General features: G+C 28.5%; 20 protein-coding genes and 2 pseudogenes. 19 read left to right on the forward strand and 3 right to left on the reverse strand.

The window, feature by feature from the left end:
- Positions 1–337: 337 nt before the first annotated feature.
- From AAHM98_RS03425 to AAHM98_RS03450, 6 genes are all read left to right on the forward strand, one after another.
- A complete protein-coding gene (locus AAHM98_RS03425) occupies positions 338–583 on the forward strand; it encodes a hypothetical protein (RefSeq protein WP_342277076.1) in 246 nt (81 codons plus the stop codon).
- Positions 571–3,288: an Mbov_0397 family ICE element conjugal transfer ATPase gene (locus AAHM98_RS03430; protein ID WP_342277077.1), complete on the forward strand. Its 2,718-nt coding sequence runs from the start codon at positions 571–573 to the stop codon at positions 3,286–3,288. Before AAHM98_RS03425 ends, AAHM98_RS03430 begins: the two co-directional genes overlap by 13 nt.
- A 224-nt stretch (positions 3,289–3,512) precedes the next feature.
- Entirely contained in the window at positions 3,513–3,812 is a 300-nt protein-coding gene (locus AAHM98_RS03435; RefSeq protein WP_342277078.1) for a hypothetical protein, read from the forward strand.
- 40 nt (positions 3,813–3,852) lie between these two features.
- Entirely contained in the window at positions 3,853–5,217 is a 1,365-nt protein-coding gene (locus tag AAHM98_RS03440; RefSeq protein ID WP_342277079.1) for an Mbov_0396 family ICE element transmembrane protein, read from the forward strand.
- A 185-nt stretch (positions 5,218–5,402) separates the two neighbouring features.
- Positions 5,403–7,298 carry a VirD4-like conjugal transfer protein, CD1115 family gene (locus AAHM98_RS03445; RefSeq protein ID WP_342277080.1) on the forward strand — a complete coding sequence of 632 codons (1,896 nt, stop codon included), beginning with the start codon at positions 5,403–5,405 and terminating at the stop codon, positions 7,296–7,298.
- Positions 7,299–7,741: 443 nt separating this feature from the next.
- Entirely contained in the window at positions 7,742–8,545 is an 804-nt protein-coding gene (locus AAHM98_RS03450; RefSeq protein WP_342277081.1) for an ankyrin repeat domain-containing protein, read from the forward strand.
- On the opposite strand, the pseudogene AAHM98_RS03455 reads toward AAHM98_RS03450, so the two are convergent.
- Positions 8,468–8,692, reverse strand: a pseudogene (locus tag AAHM98_RS03455) (hypothetical protein); the annotation flags it as partial. The gene AAHM98_RS03450 and the pseudogene AAHM98_RS03455 overlap by 78 nt on opposite strands.
- A gap of 341 nt (positions 8,693–9,033) precedes the next feature.
- Between AAHM98_RS03455 and AAHM98_RS03460 the strand changes: the two are divergent.
- Positions 9,034–9,570 (forward strand): IS1595 family transposase, encoded by a 537-nt coding sequence (locus tag AAHM98_RS03460; protein WP_342275883.1) that lies wholly within the window; start codon positions 9,034–9,036, stop codon positions 9,568–9,570.
- A gap of 95 nt (positions 9,571–9,665) precedes the next feature.
- Here the strand turns inward: AAHM98_RS03460 and AAHM98_RS03465 are convergent.
- A pseudogene (locus AAHM98_RS03465) lies at positions 9,666–9,947 on the reverse strand (transposase); the annotation flags it as partial.
- A 117-nt stretch (positions 9,948–10,064) separates the two neighbouring features.
- Here AAHM98_RS03465 and pgsA point away from each other — a divergent pair.
- From pgsA to AAHM98_RS03480, 3 genes are all read left to right on the forward strand, one after another.
- On the forward strand, positions 10,065–10,712 hold the full coding sequence (gene pgsA / locus AAHM98_RS03470) for a CDP-diacylglycerol--glycerol-3-phosphate 3-phosphatidyltransferase (protein WP_342277082.1): 648 nt from the start codon (positions 10,065–10,067) through the stop codon (positions 10,710–10,712).
- Positions 10,713–10,729: 17 nt separating this feature from the next.
- Positions 10,730–11,536 (forward strand): SDR family NAD(P)-dependent oxidoreductase, encoded by an 807-nt coding sequence (locus AAHM98_RS03475; RefSeq protein ID WP_342277083.1) that lies wholly within the window; start codon positions 10,730–10,732, stop codon positions 11,534–11,536.
- Positions 11,537–11,939: 403 nt separating this feature from the next.
- Complete coding sequence (locus AAHM98_RS03480; protein WP_342277084.1) at positions 11,940–12,194, forward strand: hypothetical protein; 255 nt, start codon at positions 11,940–11,942, stop codon at positions 12,192–12,194.
- A 645-nt stretch (positions 12,195–12,839) separates the two neighbouring features.
- Here AAHM98_RS03480 and AAHM98_RS03485 read toward each other — a convergent pair.
- Positions 12,840–12,998, reverse strand: a complete 159-nt coding sequence (locus AAHM98_RS03485; RefSeq protein ID WP_342277085.1) for a hypothetical protein — start codon at positions 12,996–12,998, stop codon at positions 12,840–12,842.
- Positions 12,999–13,031: 33 nt separating this feature from the next.
- Between AAHM98_RS03485 and AAHM98_RS03490 the strand changes: the two genes are divergently transcribed.
- The 9 genes from AAHM98_RS03490 (at position 13,032) to AAHM98_RS03530 (ending at position 19,970) form a co-directional block, all read left to right on the forward strand.
- Positions 13,032–13,661, forward strand: a complete 630-nt coding sequence (locus AAHM98_RS03490; protein ID WP_342277086.1) for a hypothetical protein — start codon at positions 13,032–13,034, stop codon at positions 13,659–13,661.
- Between the two features lie 34 nt (positions 13,662–13,695).
- Positions 13,696–13,860, forward strand: coding sequence for a hypothetical protein (locus tag AAHM98_RS03495; RefSeq protein WP_342277087.1), 165 nt, complete (start codon positions 13,696–13,698; stop codon positions 13,858–13,860).
- Between the two features lie 1,752 nt (positions 13,861–15,612).
- Positions 15,613–15,906 (forward strand): hypothetical protein, encoded by a 294-nt coding sequence (locus AAHM98_RS03500; protein WP_342277088.1) that lies wholly within the window; start codon positions 15,613–15,615, stop codon positions 15,904–15,906.
- Positions 15,896–16,486 carry a hypothetical protein gene (locus tag AAHM98_RS03505; RefSeq protein ID WP_342277089.1) on the forward strand — a complete coding sequence of 197 codons (591 nt, stop codon included), beginning with the start codon at positions 15,896–15,898 and terminating at the stop codon, positions 16,484–16,486. Before AAHM98_RS03500 ends, AAHM98_RS03505 begins: the two co-directional genes overlap by 11 nt.
- Before the next feature lie 10 nt (positions 16,487–16,496).
- Positions 16,497–16,781 carry a hypothetical protein gene (locus tag AAHM98_RS03510; protein WP_342277090.1) on the forward strand — a complete coding sequence of 95 codons (285 nt, stop codon included), beginning with the start codon at positions 16,497–16,499 and terminating at the stop codon, positions 16,779–16,781.
- A gap of 114 nt (positions 16,782–16,895) precedes the next feature.
- A complete protein-coding gene (locus AAHM98_RS03515) occupies positions 16,896–17,438 on the forward strand; it encodes a ribosome-recycling factor (protein WP_342277091.1) in 543 nt (180 codons plus the stop codon).
- A 28-nt stretch (positions 17,439–17,466) separates the two neighbouring features.
- Positions 17,467–18,489: a phosphatidate cytidylyltransferase gene (locus AAHM98_RS03520; protein WP_342277092.1), complete on the forward strand. Its 1,023-nt coding sequence runs from the start codon at positions 17,467–17,469 to the stop codon at positions 18,487–18,489.
- Between the two features lie 31 nt (positions 18,490–18,520).
- Positions 18,521–19,630: a site-2 protease family protein gene (locus tag AAHM98_RS03525; protein WP_342277093.1), complete on the forward strand. Its 1,110-nt coding sequence runs from the start codon at positions 18,521–18,523 to the stop codon at positions 19,628–19,630.
- Positions 19,631–19,832: 202 nt separating this feature from the next.
- The gene (locus AAHM98_RS03530) at positions 19,833–19,970 is read left to right on the forward strand and encodes a hypothetical protein (RefSeq protein WP_342277094.1); all 138 of its coding nucleotides are present in this window, start codon (positions 19,833–19,835) and stop codon (positions 19,968–19,970) included.
- Positions 19,971–20,004: the final 34 nt, after the last annotated feature.

The raw sequence follows: 20,004 nt of genomic DNA on the forward strand, positions 1-20,004 counted from the left end.
TTTCTAACTACATTTTTAATTTAAATATACATATAGACAATAGATATTTAAATTAAAGTCATAAAATATGACAATTGTAAAGACTAACAAATTATAAAAAAGATTTGTTATTTTAAATTAATTTGTTAAAATTTACTCAACTCAAGAAATTTGTTGGAAATTCTTTGATTTTCTTGAGTTTTATAAATATTGTCTTAAAATGGGTTGTATTGAGTTTAAATTAAAAAGAACTAGGAAGTACAAATTTTCTACGCTGACTGCTTAAAAAGTTTGGGCAAATCAGAAGACTTTTTCTTGAGTTTGGTAGTTAAATTAAATTCAGTTAGGAGACAATATTATGAAAGATACATTTGCATCAGTTCGCTTATCTCAAAAACCACAAAATTCATTTTCCTGCTATCGTTGTGGAAGAGTAATTTTAATAGCAGATTACTTAGAAGGCAGAAATATTCAAGTTAACTGTAATCGATGTGGTTTTAAAAAGCGTGTTGAAACTATGAAAATTGAAAAGAAAGAGAACAATATTAAATCAAACTCGAAACATAATGAGTTATTAACTGAGGAAAAAAAATGAAATTCTTAATACCTAAAACCATTAAATTTGTTAAATTACAAATTTGAAGAAATGTTGGTTTAGTTGATTTACTAATTATCTTAATGGTTATTGGATTTGCTTCAATTATAATTTTGCTGTTAAATATTAACATCATTTTAAAGTTATTATCAGTTTCTTTAGTAGCAATTGCAACAATTCCATTAACTTTTTCGTGACAACCACGAAAAAAAGGTTGAGAAATCATTATTTTATGATTTAAATTTCATAGTAAAAGTCGTTATTATAAATCTGATAAAACCTCACAAGCATTAGTACCTTTTAAAAAAATTATTAGCGAAAATGTGATGCAATTAAATGTTAAAAATACCAATTATACGCGGACGTTGTTATTAGAAGGTTTTAATATTACGTTATTATCAAATGAAGAAGCATCTAATAAGATTAAAGATTTAGCTGCTGCTTTTAAAATTGTTAATATTTCTATGTCACTAATAAAAATTGATATGCCGTTAGATATTAGTGCTCAAACTAATTTTTACCAAACACAATTAGAACAAGTGGATTTAGAAAACATTAGCGTTAAAGCCAAAAAAGCACGAAGAGAGCAATTGTTAACATCAATTGCTGTTAATAATGAAATTCAAAATGAAAGTGAAATGACTCAACCATTCTTTTACTTATTTTTTTACAGTTCCAATCAAGACAAACTTCGTGAAGAAGTGAATGCCTTTAAAAATTATATTAGTCGTAGTGGTGTCAAAACTACTGACGTTAATGTTTTGGAAATGATGGTCGTTTATAGAAAACTAATTAATACAAATGAAAATGCTATTTTAAATGACATGTTCACTACTAATTTAGATAAAACTATGAAAAGTAAAGATTTAACTAATGATTTAGCTATCAAAGAATTACTGGTTCATAAAAATAATTTAGAATTTGCTAACTGCTTTCAAACTATTTATAATATATATGATTATCCTTTTGAAGTATCAGCAGTTTGATTAGCTAATCTTGTTACTATTCCTAATTCCAGTTTAATTTTTACTTTTAATAGTATTAGCGAAGAAAGTGCTAAAAAACAATTAAATAAAGCTATGCAAAATTTAGCAACTTTAAATTATATGACCAAATCAGTCTCAGAACGAAGAGATTATGATTATCACTATGAATCACTTAACGAGTTATTAAATCAAATTTCTGGTGGTGGCGAAAAGATTTTTAATACCAATTTATATTTAATGATTTCTGGTTCTAATCGTAAAGATTTGAAAAAGAATATGAGTACAGCAGAATATGAAATTAAAAATAATGGTATGAAATTTGATAAACTATATTATCGGCAGTTAGAAGCATTTTTATCAATTATGCCCGATAGTGCTGACTGATTTAAAATTACTGGTCATGAAATGCCTTGTTTAACGATTGCTGCTAGCTTTCCATTTTTAAATCAAGAATTAAATGATAAACAAGGTTTATTTTTAGGATTTAATGAAAGCGGTAATAAAGTTTTTTTTGACCAACGAACAAAAGGTGGTAATAGAAAGAATCATAATCAATTAATTATCGGAACTAGTGGCTCTGGTAAATCTTATACTTCTAAAAAAGAAGTTAATTATCAAATTATGCTCGGTCATAAAGTGATTGTTATTGACCCAGAGCGTGAATATCGTGATTTATGTAACTATCATGATGGAAGCTGAATTGATGTCGGTGATGGTTCATCAGGAAACATTAACCCCTTTCAAATTACTTTAGCTTTAAGTGACGATGCTAATAATGATAACAATGGTCGTGATATTCTAGCACCCCATATGCAATTTTTAGAACAATTTTTAAATGTTGCTTCTGGTGGCCTAACTCGCAATGAATCAAGTTTACTTATGATTTATGTGCGTTTAATGTATGAAAATGCTGGCATTACAACCAGAACTAAAATTCATTTATTACAACCACATGAATTCCCCATTTTTCAAGACTTATACCATATTATTGAAACTGATATGTTAAAAGAAACTGATATGCGTAATAAAAATGACTTAAAAAATTTATTAATTATTTTATCAAGATTTGTTAGCGGAGGAACCGATTCCAATTTATGAAATGCCCATACTAATCTGAATGATACTAATAGTTTAGTACAAGTTTATGATTTATATACTTTAACACAATCTGGTAATAAACGATTAGTTAATGCCCAAATGTTTTTAATTTTAAAATACATTGAAAATGAAGTGCGAAAAAATAAAAATGATAATGAAATCAACAAAAAAGAACAATGAATTTCCATCACCATTGATGAAGCACATTTATTAATTGATAAAGAATTCCCTGCGGCATTATTATTCATGTACCAAATTGTAAAACGAATTAGAAAGTATACAGGGATGATTAATATTATTACTCAAAATATTAATGATTTTCTAGGTTCTGAGGAAATTAAAAAGTATACAACTGCCATTATTAACTCTAGCCAATATTTGAAAGTTTTAAACCTTCAACCCCATGACTTAGCAGCGCTAAATGAACTGTATGCTTCTTATGGCGGAATTTCTCCTAATGAAACGGACTTTATTGCTCGTGCCAAAGTCGGAGAATGTTTATTTGCTATTTCTAGTTTATATCGTATGTGTTTAACTATTAATGTTAGTATTGGAGAAACTAATGCCATTAAAGGAATTAGTTCTTCGTATGAAGATGAAACTAATAGTATTTTTGAAATTAATGAATAATATTCTTAAATGTTATTTACTTTATTTTAAAATTAACTATAATTAAAGTGTATCAATATTATTTAATATTATTTATAAAATATGAATTTTGACTATTAGTCCTAATTTACTTATTACAAGTAAAATAGGGCTTTTTATAGTTTTACTAAAAAAATTCATGCTTTATAAACAATTTTGATTAATGATACTTTTTATATTTTTTAAAACCAAGGGAGAAGCAAATTATGAATCTTAATTTTTTAGATGGTTTTGACACAGACAAAATTATCACTGCCATAAAACCTTATGTAACAGCAGTAACAGCACTTTTAATTGCTGCTTTAGTTGCTTTTAGTGTTTTCAAAATTGTTATTTTAGCAAAAGATTTAGCTGCTGCAGGTGATGATCCACAAAGAAGAAGTGAGATAAAAAAAGCCTTTATGTATACATTAATTGCCCCAATCATTGGTGTTGCTGCTTCAGGTACGATGATGATTTTTGTCAATGTCTTTAAAGCAGGTAGCGGAAACGTGCTTGCTAATTAGTCTTAAATAAAAATAATTTTATGAAACGAGGTGAGAACGTATGAATTGACTATGAGATGGGCTATTGCATATATTATTACTCCTTCCATGAATGATATTTGTTTCTGGACCATTAGAAATAATTCACTTGCTATTATCACCACATGGTATATTTGACTATTTAACAACTGATGCCTTAACTAATTTAATTTTTGGTAACTTTATAGATGATCCATTTAATACTAAGCATTTGCCGCAATTCTTTTTAGCACTTTCTATTGTTGCTGTCGGTTTAATTGTTATTATGTTTATTATGCAATTAATAATCATTCAATTTACTGAGACCCATACGATACGTGAGAAACTAGGTAAGGCCATTAAAAATACTTTTTTAGCAGTCTTAGTTATTGTGTTTATCCCCTTATTTTTTAGTTTAATTAATTATTTAATAACAGGATTGTTAGTGGTTTTGAAAATTACTGCTGAAGGTAGTTTTACTGATTTAGCAGATAGGTTATGAGGAATTGGTGCCCCTAATGCGCAAAGTGCCAGCCAAGTTGCTGAAGGTTATGGTATGCCACCAGGATCGATAGAAAATTGAAATTTTATTTTAGAACTTGTTGCGATTTGATTTACATTATATGTATTATTTGTTGCGGCCATGACTCTAGTAGAACGAATCATTGATTTAATTCTTTTGTTCTCAATTTCGCCAATTGTTGCTTCTATGATGCCTGTCGACCAAGGAAAAAGGTTAGGTGTTTGAAAAGAAATGGTGATTGGTAAATTTATTATCGGTCCTGGTACCATGTTGCCAATTTACATTTTTATGCAAGTATTACCGGCTGCAGTTGTTGATATTAGTAAAACATTTAACGGTTCTAGTGGTGATATCTGATTAGAAAAACAAATTCTATATGCCTTATTTTGTACAGCAGGTGCTATTAGTTGTTTAAAAACCCAAAAAATCATTAACCATTTAGTAACTCAAAACTTGGGAGTGCAAAGCGCTATTGATTCTAATGGTGCAGGGATTGCTGGCAGTATTGCTGGTAAAGCGCGTGGTTTTGCTAGCCTTGCTTCTGGTGGTGCTGGTGCCTTAAAACTTGGAAAACAAATGCTGGTGGGTGGTGCTAAGGATGGCAAAAATCCTGATGGAAGTACTAATTCTGCCAATGGATTACTGAAAAATGGATTAACTGGTTACATTGGTAAAGGTGGTAAATGAGGTGCTAACATTGCAGGAAGAATTGGAAAGTCCCATGCTGAGGGTACTAAAGCCAAAGACTTTGGAAGTAAACTTGTAAGTCCCATTACAACTCCAGTAAAAAATGTATTGGGTACTCTTAGTAGTGCACGCGATGCATTGAGTAGTTCTTATGGCGAAGGCAGATATGGCGGTCCTAATTATGATCAAATGGACTAAAATCATGTTTTAATAAATGTAACTAGGAGTTTATTATGAAAGCAAAAAACGAATTTAAAAAGAAAAAAAGTTATCGGTTTCGTCGTAATGTCATAATTGGGATCTGCATGCTTATTGTTTGTACAATTGCTGGAGCAATTGCCACTTACGGTTAATATTCAATTTTATTAAAATAGGAGCAAAACATGAAATTTCTACGCACAAAAAAATGAGTCTTACCAACTATCTTATTGATAGTAATACCGTTCTTAGTTGTTATTAATACTTTAGGTATTTATGCTATTATTTTCGTTAGTAGTATGTTTACTGATGCTAAACAAGAACAATCATTTACTTTCGAACATTTAATTCAAGGTGTTAAAAATCATTGATTGATATTTTTAGTTTTATGAGTAATCGAAATTAGTGTTTTATTGTTTTACTTAATGATGCATAAATATAAGATTCACCGCGAAACACATAATAAAAGTCGCTTTCTTCGTGATTCTAAAAATAAAGTTTATGGTTCTGCAGCATGACTAACAACTAATGAAATTGCTAATATTTTCCCCTTATCAAAAACAGTCAAGGATGATTATGGAATTGTTGTGCAAACATCAAAAGCTAAAATTGGTGGTGTCCAATTTAATATTAAGCCTGATGCCCATAACATTGTGATTGGAGGGACTGGTTCTGGTAAAACCCAAAAATTAGTTATTCCTACTTTATATTTAAATGCGCAATCAAAAGTTAAACCATCAATGGTTATTACCGACCCCAAAGGAGAACTATTTCAAAATCATTCTAAGATTTTAAAAGATAATGGTTATGATGTTTACGTTATTAATTTACGTGATACGTCAGTTTCTAATTCTTGAAATCCCTTTGTTAAAGTTTATGATTTCTATGTGGAATCAATGCGCTTAAAAAAAGAAAATAATCCGTTAAACGAATCTATTACTTATGAATCAATGGCGTTATCATGAATTAATGATATTGTTGAAGCATTGTTTCCTGAATCAGACCCAAAACAAAAGTTTTGAAATCAATCAGCGATGCAAGTTGTGAAAGCTATTATGTTATTTATGCTTGAACAATTAGAAGATCAGCCTGACGTGCCATTAAAATACTTTAGCATGTCTAATGCAGCGATTGTAGCTACTAATCGTCAACGTTTCGTTGAAATTCTAAAGAAGATGCCAACTCAAAGTTTGGCGCGTCAAATTGGATTAGGAGTGTTAGAAGGAGCTGAAGAAACTGCAGGTTCAATTAGTCAAATGGTAGCCAATGGATTACGTTTATTTACTGATCCTGTTACTAGAAATATTAGTTGTAGCAATGATATTAATTTAGATGATGTTGTTAAAAAACCAAGTGCTGTTTTCTTAGTTGTTCCTGATGAATCTAATGAACGTAATGCCTTTGTCTCAATGTTTATTGCTCAGTTATATAAGAATACTATTCGTTATGCTAGTACTTTACCTGATTTAAAGTTACCGCGTCCTTTATATTTCATTTTTGATGAGTTTGGAAATATTCCAACGATTGCTAATATGGCACAAATGATTACCGTAGCACGAAGTCGTAATATTTTCTTTATGATGATTATGCAAGATTTACAACAGCTAACACAAAAATATGGTAAAGAAACGGCGGAAACTATTTTTAATAACTGTATTTTACATACGTTTTTACAAACTATGGATTTACAAACTGCTAATAAATATTCTGATATGTTTGGTGAAAAAACTATTATTAACTATAGCCACTCGGGTAATAAAGATAAAAAAGCTGATAATATTAACTCTTCTTTGCAAGGTAAGAAATTGATTACTGGTAGTGAATTGATGAAATTAGATTTTAATACTGCCGTTATTTTCTTAGCTAAACATAACCCTGCCAAAACAAGATTAATCCCCTTTTATGAATGAGGTGTTAAACCGACAGGAATGTCATCTGTTACTAATGCTTCACGGTTAATTGATTTTAATAAAGATTACTATTTAAGTTATATTGGTCTCTTTTATTATATTGAAAAACGGAAAAATCCTGAAGCTGCTGCTCGTGAACAGAAAGAATCAGAACCTCAAGCGAAAAGATAATTTAATTAAGAAAACTTCTTTATTAGTATTAATTGTTAGTTTTAATAAAGAAGTTTTTTAAATTTTAAAAATTAATAAATATCTTAATCGATACTAGTAATAACAAATAAGTGGTATAGTGTGCCATAGCCAAGTTGTGTAGTAGATGAGGGTAGGGCCCCCCTTGGATCGACTTACAAGAGTAGGTTTAAACCACCATAAGTTGCGTTGGTAAAGAGCCAAGGTAATGATCGTTATGGAAAAGGAGTTATTTGAAAGCGTCAGGTGTTAAATAGAGAGATGAACACAAGTGAACCTTTGATCAAGTATCGTAAATTTCAACAATGGCAAAAGTTATTAAAAAAATATTAGTGTTATAATTTGCATATCTTAATATAAGTTGTGAAAACCCTTGAAAATTTTATAATTTTCAAGGGTTTTTATTTTGAAAGGAGAACAGAAAAATGAATGAAAATGAAAGAAGAGATATTAGTTTATTAACAGCTGCTAAAAAAGGACGTTTAGATGTAGTGGAAGAATTAATAGTTGCTGGTGCTGATGTCAACCATAAAGATGAATATGGTTATACTCCTTTAATGTTTGTTGCTAGAAATGGTCATCTAGAAATAGATAGAATGTTATTAGGGAAAGGTGCTGATGTCAACCATAAAGATGAATATGTTGAAACTGCTTTAATCTTAGCTGAGCGAAATGGTCATACAGAAATAAAAGAAGCATTAGATAAATTTTTAGAGATTAAAGGATGAATAGAAACCAATAAAGAAGTTGAAGATAGTTTTGAAGACATTAGTGCTATTGAAGAGTTAGAGCAAGAAACACGGATAATAGAGTTATTAGAAGCTTTTCAAACTAAAATAGAAGCAGAAAGTAAGGAATTAAATTTAAACGTTGTAAACTTTCTAAAAAAAGAATTTATCAATAATTTAGAGTTCGATGAAGGTTCTTCAATATTACATATAGCAGTAAGAAAAAACATGCCAAATTTATTTAATTATTTAGTTGAAAACCAACAAGTTGATATTAATGCTAAAGATAAGGCAGTATTAACAGCATGAAAACATGCTTGTTTATTATTACAAAAGGAAAATGTTTTTACTCTTAAAAAACCTGAGGAAGTAACCGATGAAGAAAGAGAATTTCTAAAAGAGAATCTTGGTTTATTTTCAACGTTAAATAAAAATGACCCAAATGTTATTACTTATAAGAGTTTGTTTAAAATCTTTGTAATAAAAGGCAATGAAACATAAAACAATCATTTGTAAACTAGTATTGAGTTTACGTTCGCAATTTTTTCATAATTGTCTGCATTTTTCTAATCAACCAAAAGAACGTTTTACAACTCATCTTTTGGGTAATACAACAAAATTGTGTAATTCGTTACGTTTTACTACTTCAACATTTGTATTTATATTAATCGGACTTCTCCCCACATGTACTTGTGGAGGAAAAAATGAATTGAAATGAATTCAACAGAATATTTCAAACTGAAAAACAATGTCTTGCATATATAGCAAGTTTGAAACAAAGCAAATGTATTAGGTGTTCTAGTTTTAATTTGAATACTTCTGATTTAAAAAGAATGAGATGTTTGAAATGTCATCAAACATTTAGTATTCTCACGGGCACTATATTTTCAAAGTCCCAAACGTCTTTAATATCTTGGTTTTATCTCATCTTTAGATGAATAAACACCAAACATGGAATTCCATCAACTGATGTTGCAAAAGAATTGGGAGTGACCTTGAAAACAGCTTGAAGAATGGGTCATAAAATCCGAAGTGCCATTGCTAAACAAAAACCTCAATTCATTGTTGAAGGGATAGTGCAAATAGATGAAATGTATCTTTCACATATGGGTTTTAAAAAACAAGGAAGATCCTTGTTAAACAAAACCTTGATTGTTGGCATTTATCAAAAAACAACCAATAATTTAATTGTGAAAGTATTGAAAAACGCAAACAGTAAAAATCTTTTGCAGTTTGCAAGAAACCACATGTCTTCAAAGTGTGATGTACATACTGATTTGTGAAAAGGATATCGCGATTTGAAATCGGTTTTCACTAAGCATGAAACAGTTAACCATCAAAATGGCTATGTTTCAAAAACTGGTGTAAATACCAACCAAATTGAATCAGTATGAAAACATATACGAAGAACATTTAAAACACATATCAAAGTTGCAAAACATCATGTTCATTTATATGCAAAAGAATCAGCATATAAATTCAATAACATACCTAGTTTTGAAACTGTAATGCTATGTTTGATTTAAAACTGTGGGGAGAAGTCCGTAGATAGGCTTTTCTCAGCATTTATGTGATAAAATTTAATAGTACATAAAGGGAGAAAAGCCATATTAATTTCTATTATTTGATTTGCAAATTTTTCTCCCGGATAACCTCCATCAACTAGTATATTTTTTACTTCAGAGAGATTTTCTTGTGTTTTCTTAACCATTGTTGTAGCACCGTTACGATCAGTTATTTCTGCTATTGTTACATAAATTGCATGTGGTAAACCCTGATTATCAACTGCAATATGGCGTTTTATGTCTGAAATCTTTTTACCAGCATCATACCCTTTTGTTTCAGCAGTATCTGTGTTTTTTACGCTTTGCGAATTGATGATGCAGAAACTAGTTTTTTCTTCTCATTTTTAGTTCAGGAATTTTTGTTAGGTTACTTATTTGTTTTTTCCAAACTTCTTTATACAAACTGTGGTATATAGTATAATAGATAAGTAAACTTATATGAAAGGATTTTGTTCATGAACGTTCCTAATTCAATATCATTATTCAGACTATTATTGGCGCCAGTGATTATATTTTTAATGATAATCGCACCTATTAATGATAGTTTCTATCATTTATGAAATGGTACTATTAATATTAGAAACTATCAATTGCCTATTAGTTGATTAATGGCAGGTATCTTATTTATTATCGCTTCAATTAGTGATTTTATTGATGGGTGGTGAGCACGAAAATTTAATCAAGTAACTGTCTTTGGTAAGTTTTTTGATTCGATTGCTGATAAATTACTAACTAATGGTGTCATAATTGTTATGGCTTGCGCTACTATCGTTCCCATTTGAATGGCAGTTATTTTAGTATTACGTGATTTTATTATCGATGTTGTCCGTCAAATTTTAGCTAGCAAAGGTACGATTATGGCTGCTGATAATTATGGTCGTGTCAAAGCAGCAGTGCAAATGGTAGGAATCACAATCTTATTTTTTGTTAATTTTCGCTTCCTAAGTGGAACTGTTAGTGGTAACAGTATCAATGATTACTATGGTATAATTAACCAATTAGTACTATTACCAATGTATATTGCTACTATTTTAAGTATTTTTAGTGCTTATAATTATATTCATCTTAATGCTAAAAATTTATTTAGTGTGGAAAAAAAATAAAAAAAGGAGTATCAAATATGAAAAACAAAGTTAGTGTATTAAATCAATGAGCAGTTGTAACTGGTGCTTCTAAAGGTCTAGGGTATTTTTATTGTCAATTTTTATTATCCCAAGGCTATCATGTCTTAGGTGTTTCACGTAATAGTAAAAATATTTTAGACTTAGTCAAACAATATCCTCATTTACAAGTTAAAAATTATGATTGTGATTTATCATATATTAAAAATGCTTACCAATTATTTGAATTTACCAAAGAATTAAATGTGACAGTAGTTATCAATAACGCTGGCTATGGAGTATGAGGCAAATTTCAAGAAAGTTCTTTAGAACAAGAATTAAATATGATTAATTTAAATATTACTACTTTGCATATTTTAACGAAACTATTTGTGCAACGTTTTGCTAAAAATAATTTTGGGCGGGTTATTAATATTGGGAGTATGGCGTCATTTACACCAGGTCCTTCTTTTGCTAGTTACTATGCATCTAAAGCTTATGTATGAAATTTAGGAGTAGCGATTAATTATGAATTAGTTCGCGCTAAGAGTAAAGTTCGTGTTGTTACTATTTGTCCTGGACCATTAGAAACTGATTTTTGAAATCGTAGTAGTAATGGTAAAGGTAGCAAAGAACATTATAGTTCATTATTACCAGTTTTGGATACGCAAACTTATGCCGATAAGTCTTTGAAGAAAGCTTTAAAAGTAAAAAGAAAAGGATTTTTGGTAGTAGGTGGTTCTAACAAAATCACAAAATGTATTATGAAAATTTTACCATTTAGAATAGTATTAAAAATGGTATACAATTATCAAAGTAAACGTTAAAATATCAACTTAAACAAGTATAATATTGCTTTTAAATATTTTAATCCCTAATTAATGATATTATGAATATATTAAATTTTTTGTATAATCTCAAACTAAAATAAATATTGCTTTGGTTTTATTAATAAAAATTTTAAATGATTTATGCAAGAAATCTAATATTGAAGAATAAAAATCTAATTAATAGTGTATGAAATTAATTATTGAGCAAATCTAAAAGAATAAATACTAACATTTCCATATTTTAGAAAGGGATGAATGTATGAAAAAAAAGAAAAAGGTTTGATTATCTATTGTTTTATCATCAATATTAATTGCTAGTGGTATTATATTTGTTATTATTTTTTAAATTTAGTAGTTGCACCAATCAAAAAATAAGCACTCCCTTTAACCAATTATCTGGTTGACAAGAAACAAATGGTTGGGTTATTATAGTTTAGCAGTTTTTGGTAATGATTTATATATTGGAACAGGAAATAATAATCATACAGGTAAATTCTTTAAATTTGATGGCACCACAATTACTTTAATAAATAATTGGCAAGCAACAAATGGTTGAATTAATAGGTTATACACTTTTGGTAATGATTTATATATCGGAACAATAACTGGTAGTCATAAAGGCAAATTATTAAAGGTAACGCAATTTGATAATTAACTCTTCAGTTGCAATACTTTTAATGTTTTTCCAATAGTTTTTTAAATCAGAAGTATTTAAATTAGAACATCGTATGCATTTGATTTCTTTCAAAATTGCTATATATTTAAGATTTTGTTGTTTGGTTTGAAGAGTATTATTGAAATAAGTAGCATTTGAACAAAACCTTATTATTGATGATAAACTACCTAATCGCTCATTTTATGATAAAATTTGAAGATTGAATTAATCTGAATTAGTAATTTTGTAAAACTAAGTTGCACAGATTACTGGAAAGCCTCTCTCCTTTGTCCAAACTTTCACTTTTTATTTAGAAAAACTCATTACTACTGAGCAATTAATACCTTTTCCTTTTACATAATAACTACTTGCTGATGAACTTTGGACTTAACCACTTTCGTGAATTGTAATTTAAATTGGGATAATGGTAGATTATCATTACTTTGTTATAAATTAAAGATAATTATGATAACACAGAGTCTCCTTAGAGGGTTTTTTACTCTTAGGAACTAGTGGTTCTGGGAATTCACTGTTGCAAACTTCTAAATCAGACATTTCAAGGATTAGTTGGTTAAATTTTTTTGATGGTACTCCTTCATTAGTTACTAAATTATTATTAATGTATTCTACAGAAGAAAAATTTTCCTAATTATTTTTTAATACCTCAATCTTATCACAACATTTTTTTGAATCGCTTAGTAACTCGTCTGCTCTTTCTACTGTGTATTCACTTTCTTTTTTATTTAATAACGATTCTCTTTGGATTAATGCTTGAATTTCTTTTTCAGTAAATGACAAATTCATACCTTATTTCCCATTCCCAAATCTGATAATCCGATGTGAACACAAAATGCAGGACGTATGACTGCTGGGGTTATATGTGCACTATTAGAAATCCTTGATGTCAATGATTTACCATTAGCACGAATTAACTTAACAACAGTCGCGTTCTTACTTGCCAATCAAGAAAATTTAGTAAAGTGATTTACTAACCTTGGGTTAGTTAAACCAACGAGTAAAGCCTTTATCACAGCTGCGCCAGTAGTTAATTCAGTTGAACAAACACGACAAGGAGCATTCTCAAATATTGGTCCTGCTCTTAAAATCTTTGAAGAGTTAGGAGTACAAAACATTACTTGTAATAATGACATTGACTTATTTAAGTTTACCGAAAAACCCAAAGCTCTATTTTTAATCATTCCCGATGAAAAACTAATCGCCATATTATTGGTTCATTGTTTGTCTCACAATTATATAAAGCCAATGTTTTTAGTGCCAATGAATATTGAATATGCTTATAATTGTCCTAGTTTTAATTTAAGAACTTATAACCCCATTGATAAAAGAAAAGTTAATGTTATTGATTTTTACCAAGACCATTTCTTTGATTTAATTAAGTATGACTTTCAAGTTAAATTAAAAAAAATACATCTTTGAAATCCAAGAGTTACTGGATTTACAAAATAACAATTTAGAACTGTATAGTGAAAATCAAGAACAATTGCAACAAGATGAAGCACTGATTAGAGACCAAATTCATCAATTAGAACTAGAACAAAGTGATGTTGAAACCTTAACTACTGAAGAACGGTTAATGTTAGGTAATTTAAGGAGTAAATTAACCAACATCAAAAATAAATTAAATATTTTCAATCAATCAGAGTAATTCTGATTTTTTGTTTGTATAATAATTACAATATGGTTAAGAAAATATACTACAAATTATATTAAAATTTAAAATGAAAATAACATTAAAAGTATATCACTAGATTATAGAAGTAAAAAACCTTTAAATTTATATGCTGAAAATTTTACAAAAAATAAAGTTTTACGAATTTGAATCTTAATAGAATTTATTGATGATAAAGTATTTTATTGAATTGATACTGATACAGATGAAAAATCTGATAAGAATGATAAAGAAAAATTTTTAATCAAGCATCAATTAGACATTGAATTATAAATATTAAATTGAAATAGAAGGTATATTAAAATGAAAAATAAAAGAACTAAAAGATACTTTAAAAAAAATTGATACTAAAAATATTAACAGTTCAAAAATTGCTTTATTTAAAAAAACTATTCTTACAACTTTTCCTAATGAATTAAATATTTTAGATGAAAAAGTTCCAAACTTAAAAGAAATTCAAACTGAAGCAGGTATATGCAAGTTTAAAGTTATCATCAACTCAAAAAAACTTGTTCAAGACTGAAATAATTTGCCTATAATCTTTTCTACTGATTATATCCTAAATAATTATTTATCTTTTGAAAATGTTGAAGGATTTTGTTTTTGAAATGATAAAGATATTTTGAACAAAGAAATAAACAATAATAATCCTTTATTTCCTTATTAAAGGAAATCAGCATAGTTCAGATGATTTAGTAAAAGAATTACTTTTTAAAGGCAATCATATAATTCATATAAAATATTGTGAAGTTAACTCACAATTAACAGAAAAAGGTTTAGAAATTTTAAATAGCAATCCATGAACAAGAAATTATAAATGATTAGTTCCTATTTTTACTACATTATTAGCTGTTGCTGGATTAGTTGCTGCAATAATTACTTTAGCTATAAAAAAATAATTATTCTAAACTCGGTTTCCGAGTTTTTTGTTGCTTGCCACAAATTTGGACACACCAAAAAGTACGGTTAACACCTCCTTTTTTGAATGTGTATGGTCAAATTTAGGTACAACAAAATATCGAGTTGGGACAATCACTCATTTTATCCGGTGTAGACCGGATAAAATGAGTGATTGTCCCAACTCCTTAACCTGTTTTCTTTTAAGTGGTAGATTAAAAGGGAAGTCAGGGAAATTTGTGCCTTTTTAGGTGGCAAAATTTCCCTGACAAAATAAAAGAGAACCCTTGTGGTTCTCATCCATTCATAAGACTAAATATTCAAAATTATTGACTATAAAATGCTATAATTTAATAGTATATAACTATCGTAAACGCAAAAACATGTTTCACATCTTTTTGCGTTTTTTTGTTTTTAAAACGAATTATCAATTAAGATAAGAAAAAAGAGAACCTAACGGTTCTCCATAATCTAAGTGAGATTTGGTTACCCACCGGTTAACTTTCATTAACCAATAACAATAATATTATTACACATTTAATTTAAATTACAAGTAGGAAACTTGATGATTTTTTATTAATTATGATTAGACCCTAATTATGAAAGGAACATATAAAATGATAAATTTTTAAAAAATGTACATTTATAAACTTTTAAGAACTAAGGAGTTAGATCATGAGTTTGGCCGACCTGCAATATTTTTAGATTTTTTCGGCAACGAATCATTAGTATGATTTGGTACATCAATCAAATCAGAACTTAGTGAAAAACCACTTACTATTAAAATTAATAACGGTTAATACCTATTTTTATAATAAAGGTTTAACAAAAGTGAATACTAAGAAATTAGTTGATAAATGAAGAAATCGTAATACTAACAAAATTATTATGTTGTCAGACTTACAACAAAAACAATTAATTGCTAAATTTAGTACTTTAACCTTACAACCAAATCTCTATCTAACCATTAATGAGTTAAGAGAGAATAACGAAGACTTAATAATTAAAACCAACAACATTTTTAAACTATTAGATAACTACGATCTTAAAATCAAAATCTTAGAAACGAAAGTTGAAAAACTAGAAAAACAAATTAAAAATGAGCAGTTAACCCATGGACAATAACCTAATCCCCAAATTCTTAAACCAACAACATGTTATTATTTTCAAAAATTTTACCTTCTATGACTTAGGATTAGCAATTGCCTATTTTCTAGTTGCTGTCCTAACAACAGTAGGATTAGTTATGATTCTCCTACTTTATCGTGTCATGACAGCGATTACTATTTTCACCTTATTATCTTTAACCCTAGTTACTAATAACCGTTACAATTTGAAAATTTACCAAATTTTAATTTGAGTATTCCGTTTTCGTACCAAGAAAAAAAATTTTCATCAAAGTAGCAAAACTAGTAATACTAGTTTTCTCATGCCCTATGCCAAACTAGTTAATAATTTTATTGAAAGCGAACGTTTAGAAGGTGGTTTAAAGTGATACATTACTGCCATTGAAATTAAAGGATTTAACATTAGTACTTTAAGTCCAGAAGAACAACTTTTAAAATGCAGAAAACTTCAAGATGTCTTTAAGTTCTTAGACTGTCATCTTAGCTTAGTTAAAATTGACCAACCAATTAATATTAATGATTGAATAACTTATTGCAGAAATCATGTAAAAATGATATCATATAAAAAAGTTACTTAATTTAACAACAATGAAAGCAGGTAGTATATTTATGACAAAAGCAGGGAGCATTTTAATTCTCATTGTTTTTATTTTTGAATCAATTTTTATTATTCCATTATTTTGAACCATTCCTGGTTTCAATTTATACTTAAAAGTAAATAAAGGCCAAGCAACTGAAGAACAAAAAATGACTTTAGCAATTTTAGGAATTATTTTTGGGGCATTACTAGGTATTATTGGAGGTATTTTAATGCTTGTTGATTTAAACAATAGAACAACAGTCATAAATCGTGGTAGCAGAGTTATAAAATAATTCTGCTTTTTTTGTAGTTTATAATAATTTTCATTGGTTTTGTAAAAAAATATTATATAATTTTTATAGTTTGATTTAAAAACATAATACTAATCAAGTAACTGGAGGTAACCAATGGAAGTTATTGTTTTAACAACAACAAAAGAAATGGATAATGTAATTTCACATTACAAACAAGAAATTAATAAAATTAGAACAGGAAGAGCAAATCCAGCAATTTTATATGCCATTAATATTAGATGTTATGGGAGTATGGATCGTCTAAGTCATAATGCTCGTATTAATGTAGAAGGTGCGCATCAATTAGTAGTACGTCCTCATGATCGTAGTTTAGTTAAGTCTATTACCGAAGCTATTACTGCTGCTGATTTACGCTTACAAATTAAAACTGAAGCTGATGCTGTTCGTTTAATTTTCCCCCAATTAACAGAAGAAATCCGTAAGAGTCTAGTGAAAGATTTAGCAAAAATTACTGAAGAATACAAAATTAAAGTTCGTAATGTTAGACGTGATGCTATTCATAGTCTCAAAAAACAAGAGTTACCAGAAGACCAAAATAAAAAAGGTGAAGAAAGAATTCAAAAATTAACTGATATTAAAATTACTGAATTAATGAAAGTAGAAAAAGATAAAATTACTGAACTAATGAAAATTTAAATAAGAGGTGAATTAGGGGGTTAAAATTGTGAAAGCAAAAGCAATTTCTTCAATACAAAATGAAGATAAAAAGATATTAAAAGATAATTCATGGTTTTTTAAAAAGTATCAACAACGAATTATTACTAGTATTGTGCTAATTATGGCCGCATCAGTGTGGATGTTTATTGGTGCTGTGTATTTAGAACCAATATTTGGTGTCAAACCATTATGGTCTGCATATACGTTCATGGCGATTAATACTTTAATCTTAATTGGATGTTTGTGAGAAATCATTAATTTAAGACAAGCAGCAAAGTGACCACTAGCCTTAAAATTATTAGTTATTACGATGGGAATTATCTTTCTCTGATTTCCGATTGGTAAAGAAACCTTTGGTCCATATCTTTATAATCATTTATGATTTGAAACATGAATGTCAATGGTAGTGTTATTTGGATTTATTGCTATTTTTCTTTTAATTGCTTATCGCGCTAAAACCTTTCAATTAGGTGATGTGTTATTTGTGTTTTTATGAGTTGTTTATTTAGTATTAGCGTTTAAATCTGTTAACTTTTTGATGTTATCACAAATTAATTCTGTTCAAAAATTAGGTTGACCAACATTATTATTCTTATTTGTGATCGTCATGTCGAATGATATTGGTGCTTTTATTGGTGGTGTTATTTATGGTAAAACTAAGTTAGCCCCCCGTGTTTCACCCAATAAAACTTGAGAAGGTGCTGCTACTGGACTAGGAGTTGCTATGGTATTAAGTATGGTGACAGTTATTATTTTCTTACAAACAAGTAATTACAATCCGTTACCTTTCTATGAAGGTTCAATTGGTAAAGCACCAATTTATATTGCTTATGTTGCTGTAGTTTTTATCTTATCACTGATTAGTCAAATGGGCGATTTATTGTTTTCATACTTAAAACGTAATTATGATGTTAAAGATTTTTCTAATATATTTCCTGGTCATGGTGGATTGTTAGATCGTTTAGATTCATTTTCTGCTGTTGCGATTGCCGGATTTATTGTGGCACTATTGTTTTCAAGTGTCATTTAATAATTAATAAAAAATATTTAAGGATGAAGTTATGTATATCTTTTTAGCCATTTTAATTGGTTTATTTACAATATTATTTTTAATTACCCTCCATGAATTTGCTCACTTTGTAATTGCTAAATTATCTGGTGCGTATGTTTATGAATTTGCCATTGGTATGGGTCCCAAGATTTTCCAATGGGGTAAAAAAGAAACCCGTTATACATTGCGTCTATTACCGTTAGGTGGTTATGTATCAGTAGCATCGGAAATTGCTGATGCTCCTAAAGGTCGTGAAGAAGAAGTTGTTGAACCTAAACGAATGATGGAAAATCTTCATCGTGGTAAAAAAGCGGCTTTTATTAGTGCTGGGGCCATTATGAACTTATTATTAGCATTTGTTTTACTTATGGTTGGGTACGGGATTTATCCTTACAAATATGATCCTAATTTACCACCAACTTATGCTAACACAGGACCATTATATGAGGATGTGGAAAAATATAATAAAGATAATCCAACTATGCCTATTTTAAGTAGTTCTGAGATTACTCATATTTATAATACTGGTGCTTCTAAATCTGCTACGGATATTAAGTCTTATTATGATTTACAAAAATGATTGAATAGTTATAATAAAAAGTACAATGATACTATTCACGATTATCAAATTACTTTTGATAAAATTAAAGTTGTTACCTTTAAACCAGAATACCAAAAAGGTGTCTTGTTTATTGGTGTTAGTCAACGTAGTTATCATTTAAGTTCAGGTTCTGTTTTTACTGAAGGTATTGTCGATGCGTTTAAAGATAGTTATAGTTTATTACAAGCTCTAGGTCAGCTAGTTACTTTCCACTGACAAAATATATCTGGACCTGTCGGTATTGTTAAATCAACAAATAGTTTTTTAAATCCTGACTTGTCAGCAACCCAAGGGGCAAGTACTTATTTTCGCTGAGCTGCCTTACTTTCTTCTAACTTGTTTTTATTAAATATGTTACCAATCCCACCACTGGATGGTTATAAATTTGTTGAGAACGCAGTAGAAGCTGCCTCTAGAAAAAAACTTAATACTAAATATAAAACCATTGTTACAATAGCAGGAGCCTTACTATTTTTAATTATCTTTGTTGTTACTACGATTAAAGATATATTCTTTTAATAAAAGTGATGATAATATGTTAATTAACAATTTAATGACAAAAGATTGAGCATGGTAAACAGAAAATAAGACCTGGTTTTGTTATTAACTCTTATCCAAAACATGTAAAAGTGCAATTATTTTTGTAATTAATGGTAAGAAACAATATATAAGATTTATTTATCATAAAACCATTGATTTTTCAGAAATTATTAACTTTGATATGAAAAAGATAAAAATTGAAAACAATAGTAAACCTTTTGAAAAAATCATTCAAAATATAAAAATGTATAAACAACAAGGAAATAAAGTAACTAATTTAGAAAAAGAAATGAAAGATTTAAAAACTAGCTTAATTTAACCAAAAAATACAAAGCTCTCATTCAAAAAAAATT

It is taken from the genome of Spiroplasma endosymbiont of Nebria brevicollis, assembly GCF_964030895.1.
Lineage (GTDB): Bacteria > Bacillota_I > Bacilli_A > Mycoplasmatales > VBWQ01 > Spiroplasma_E.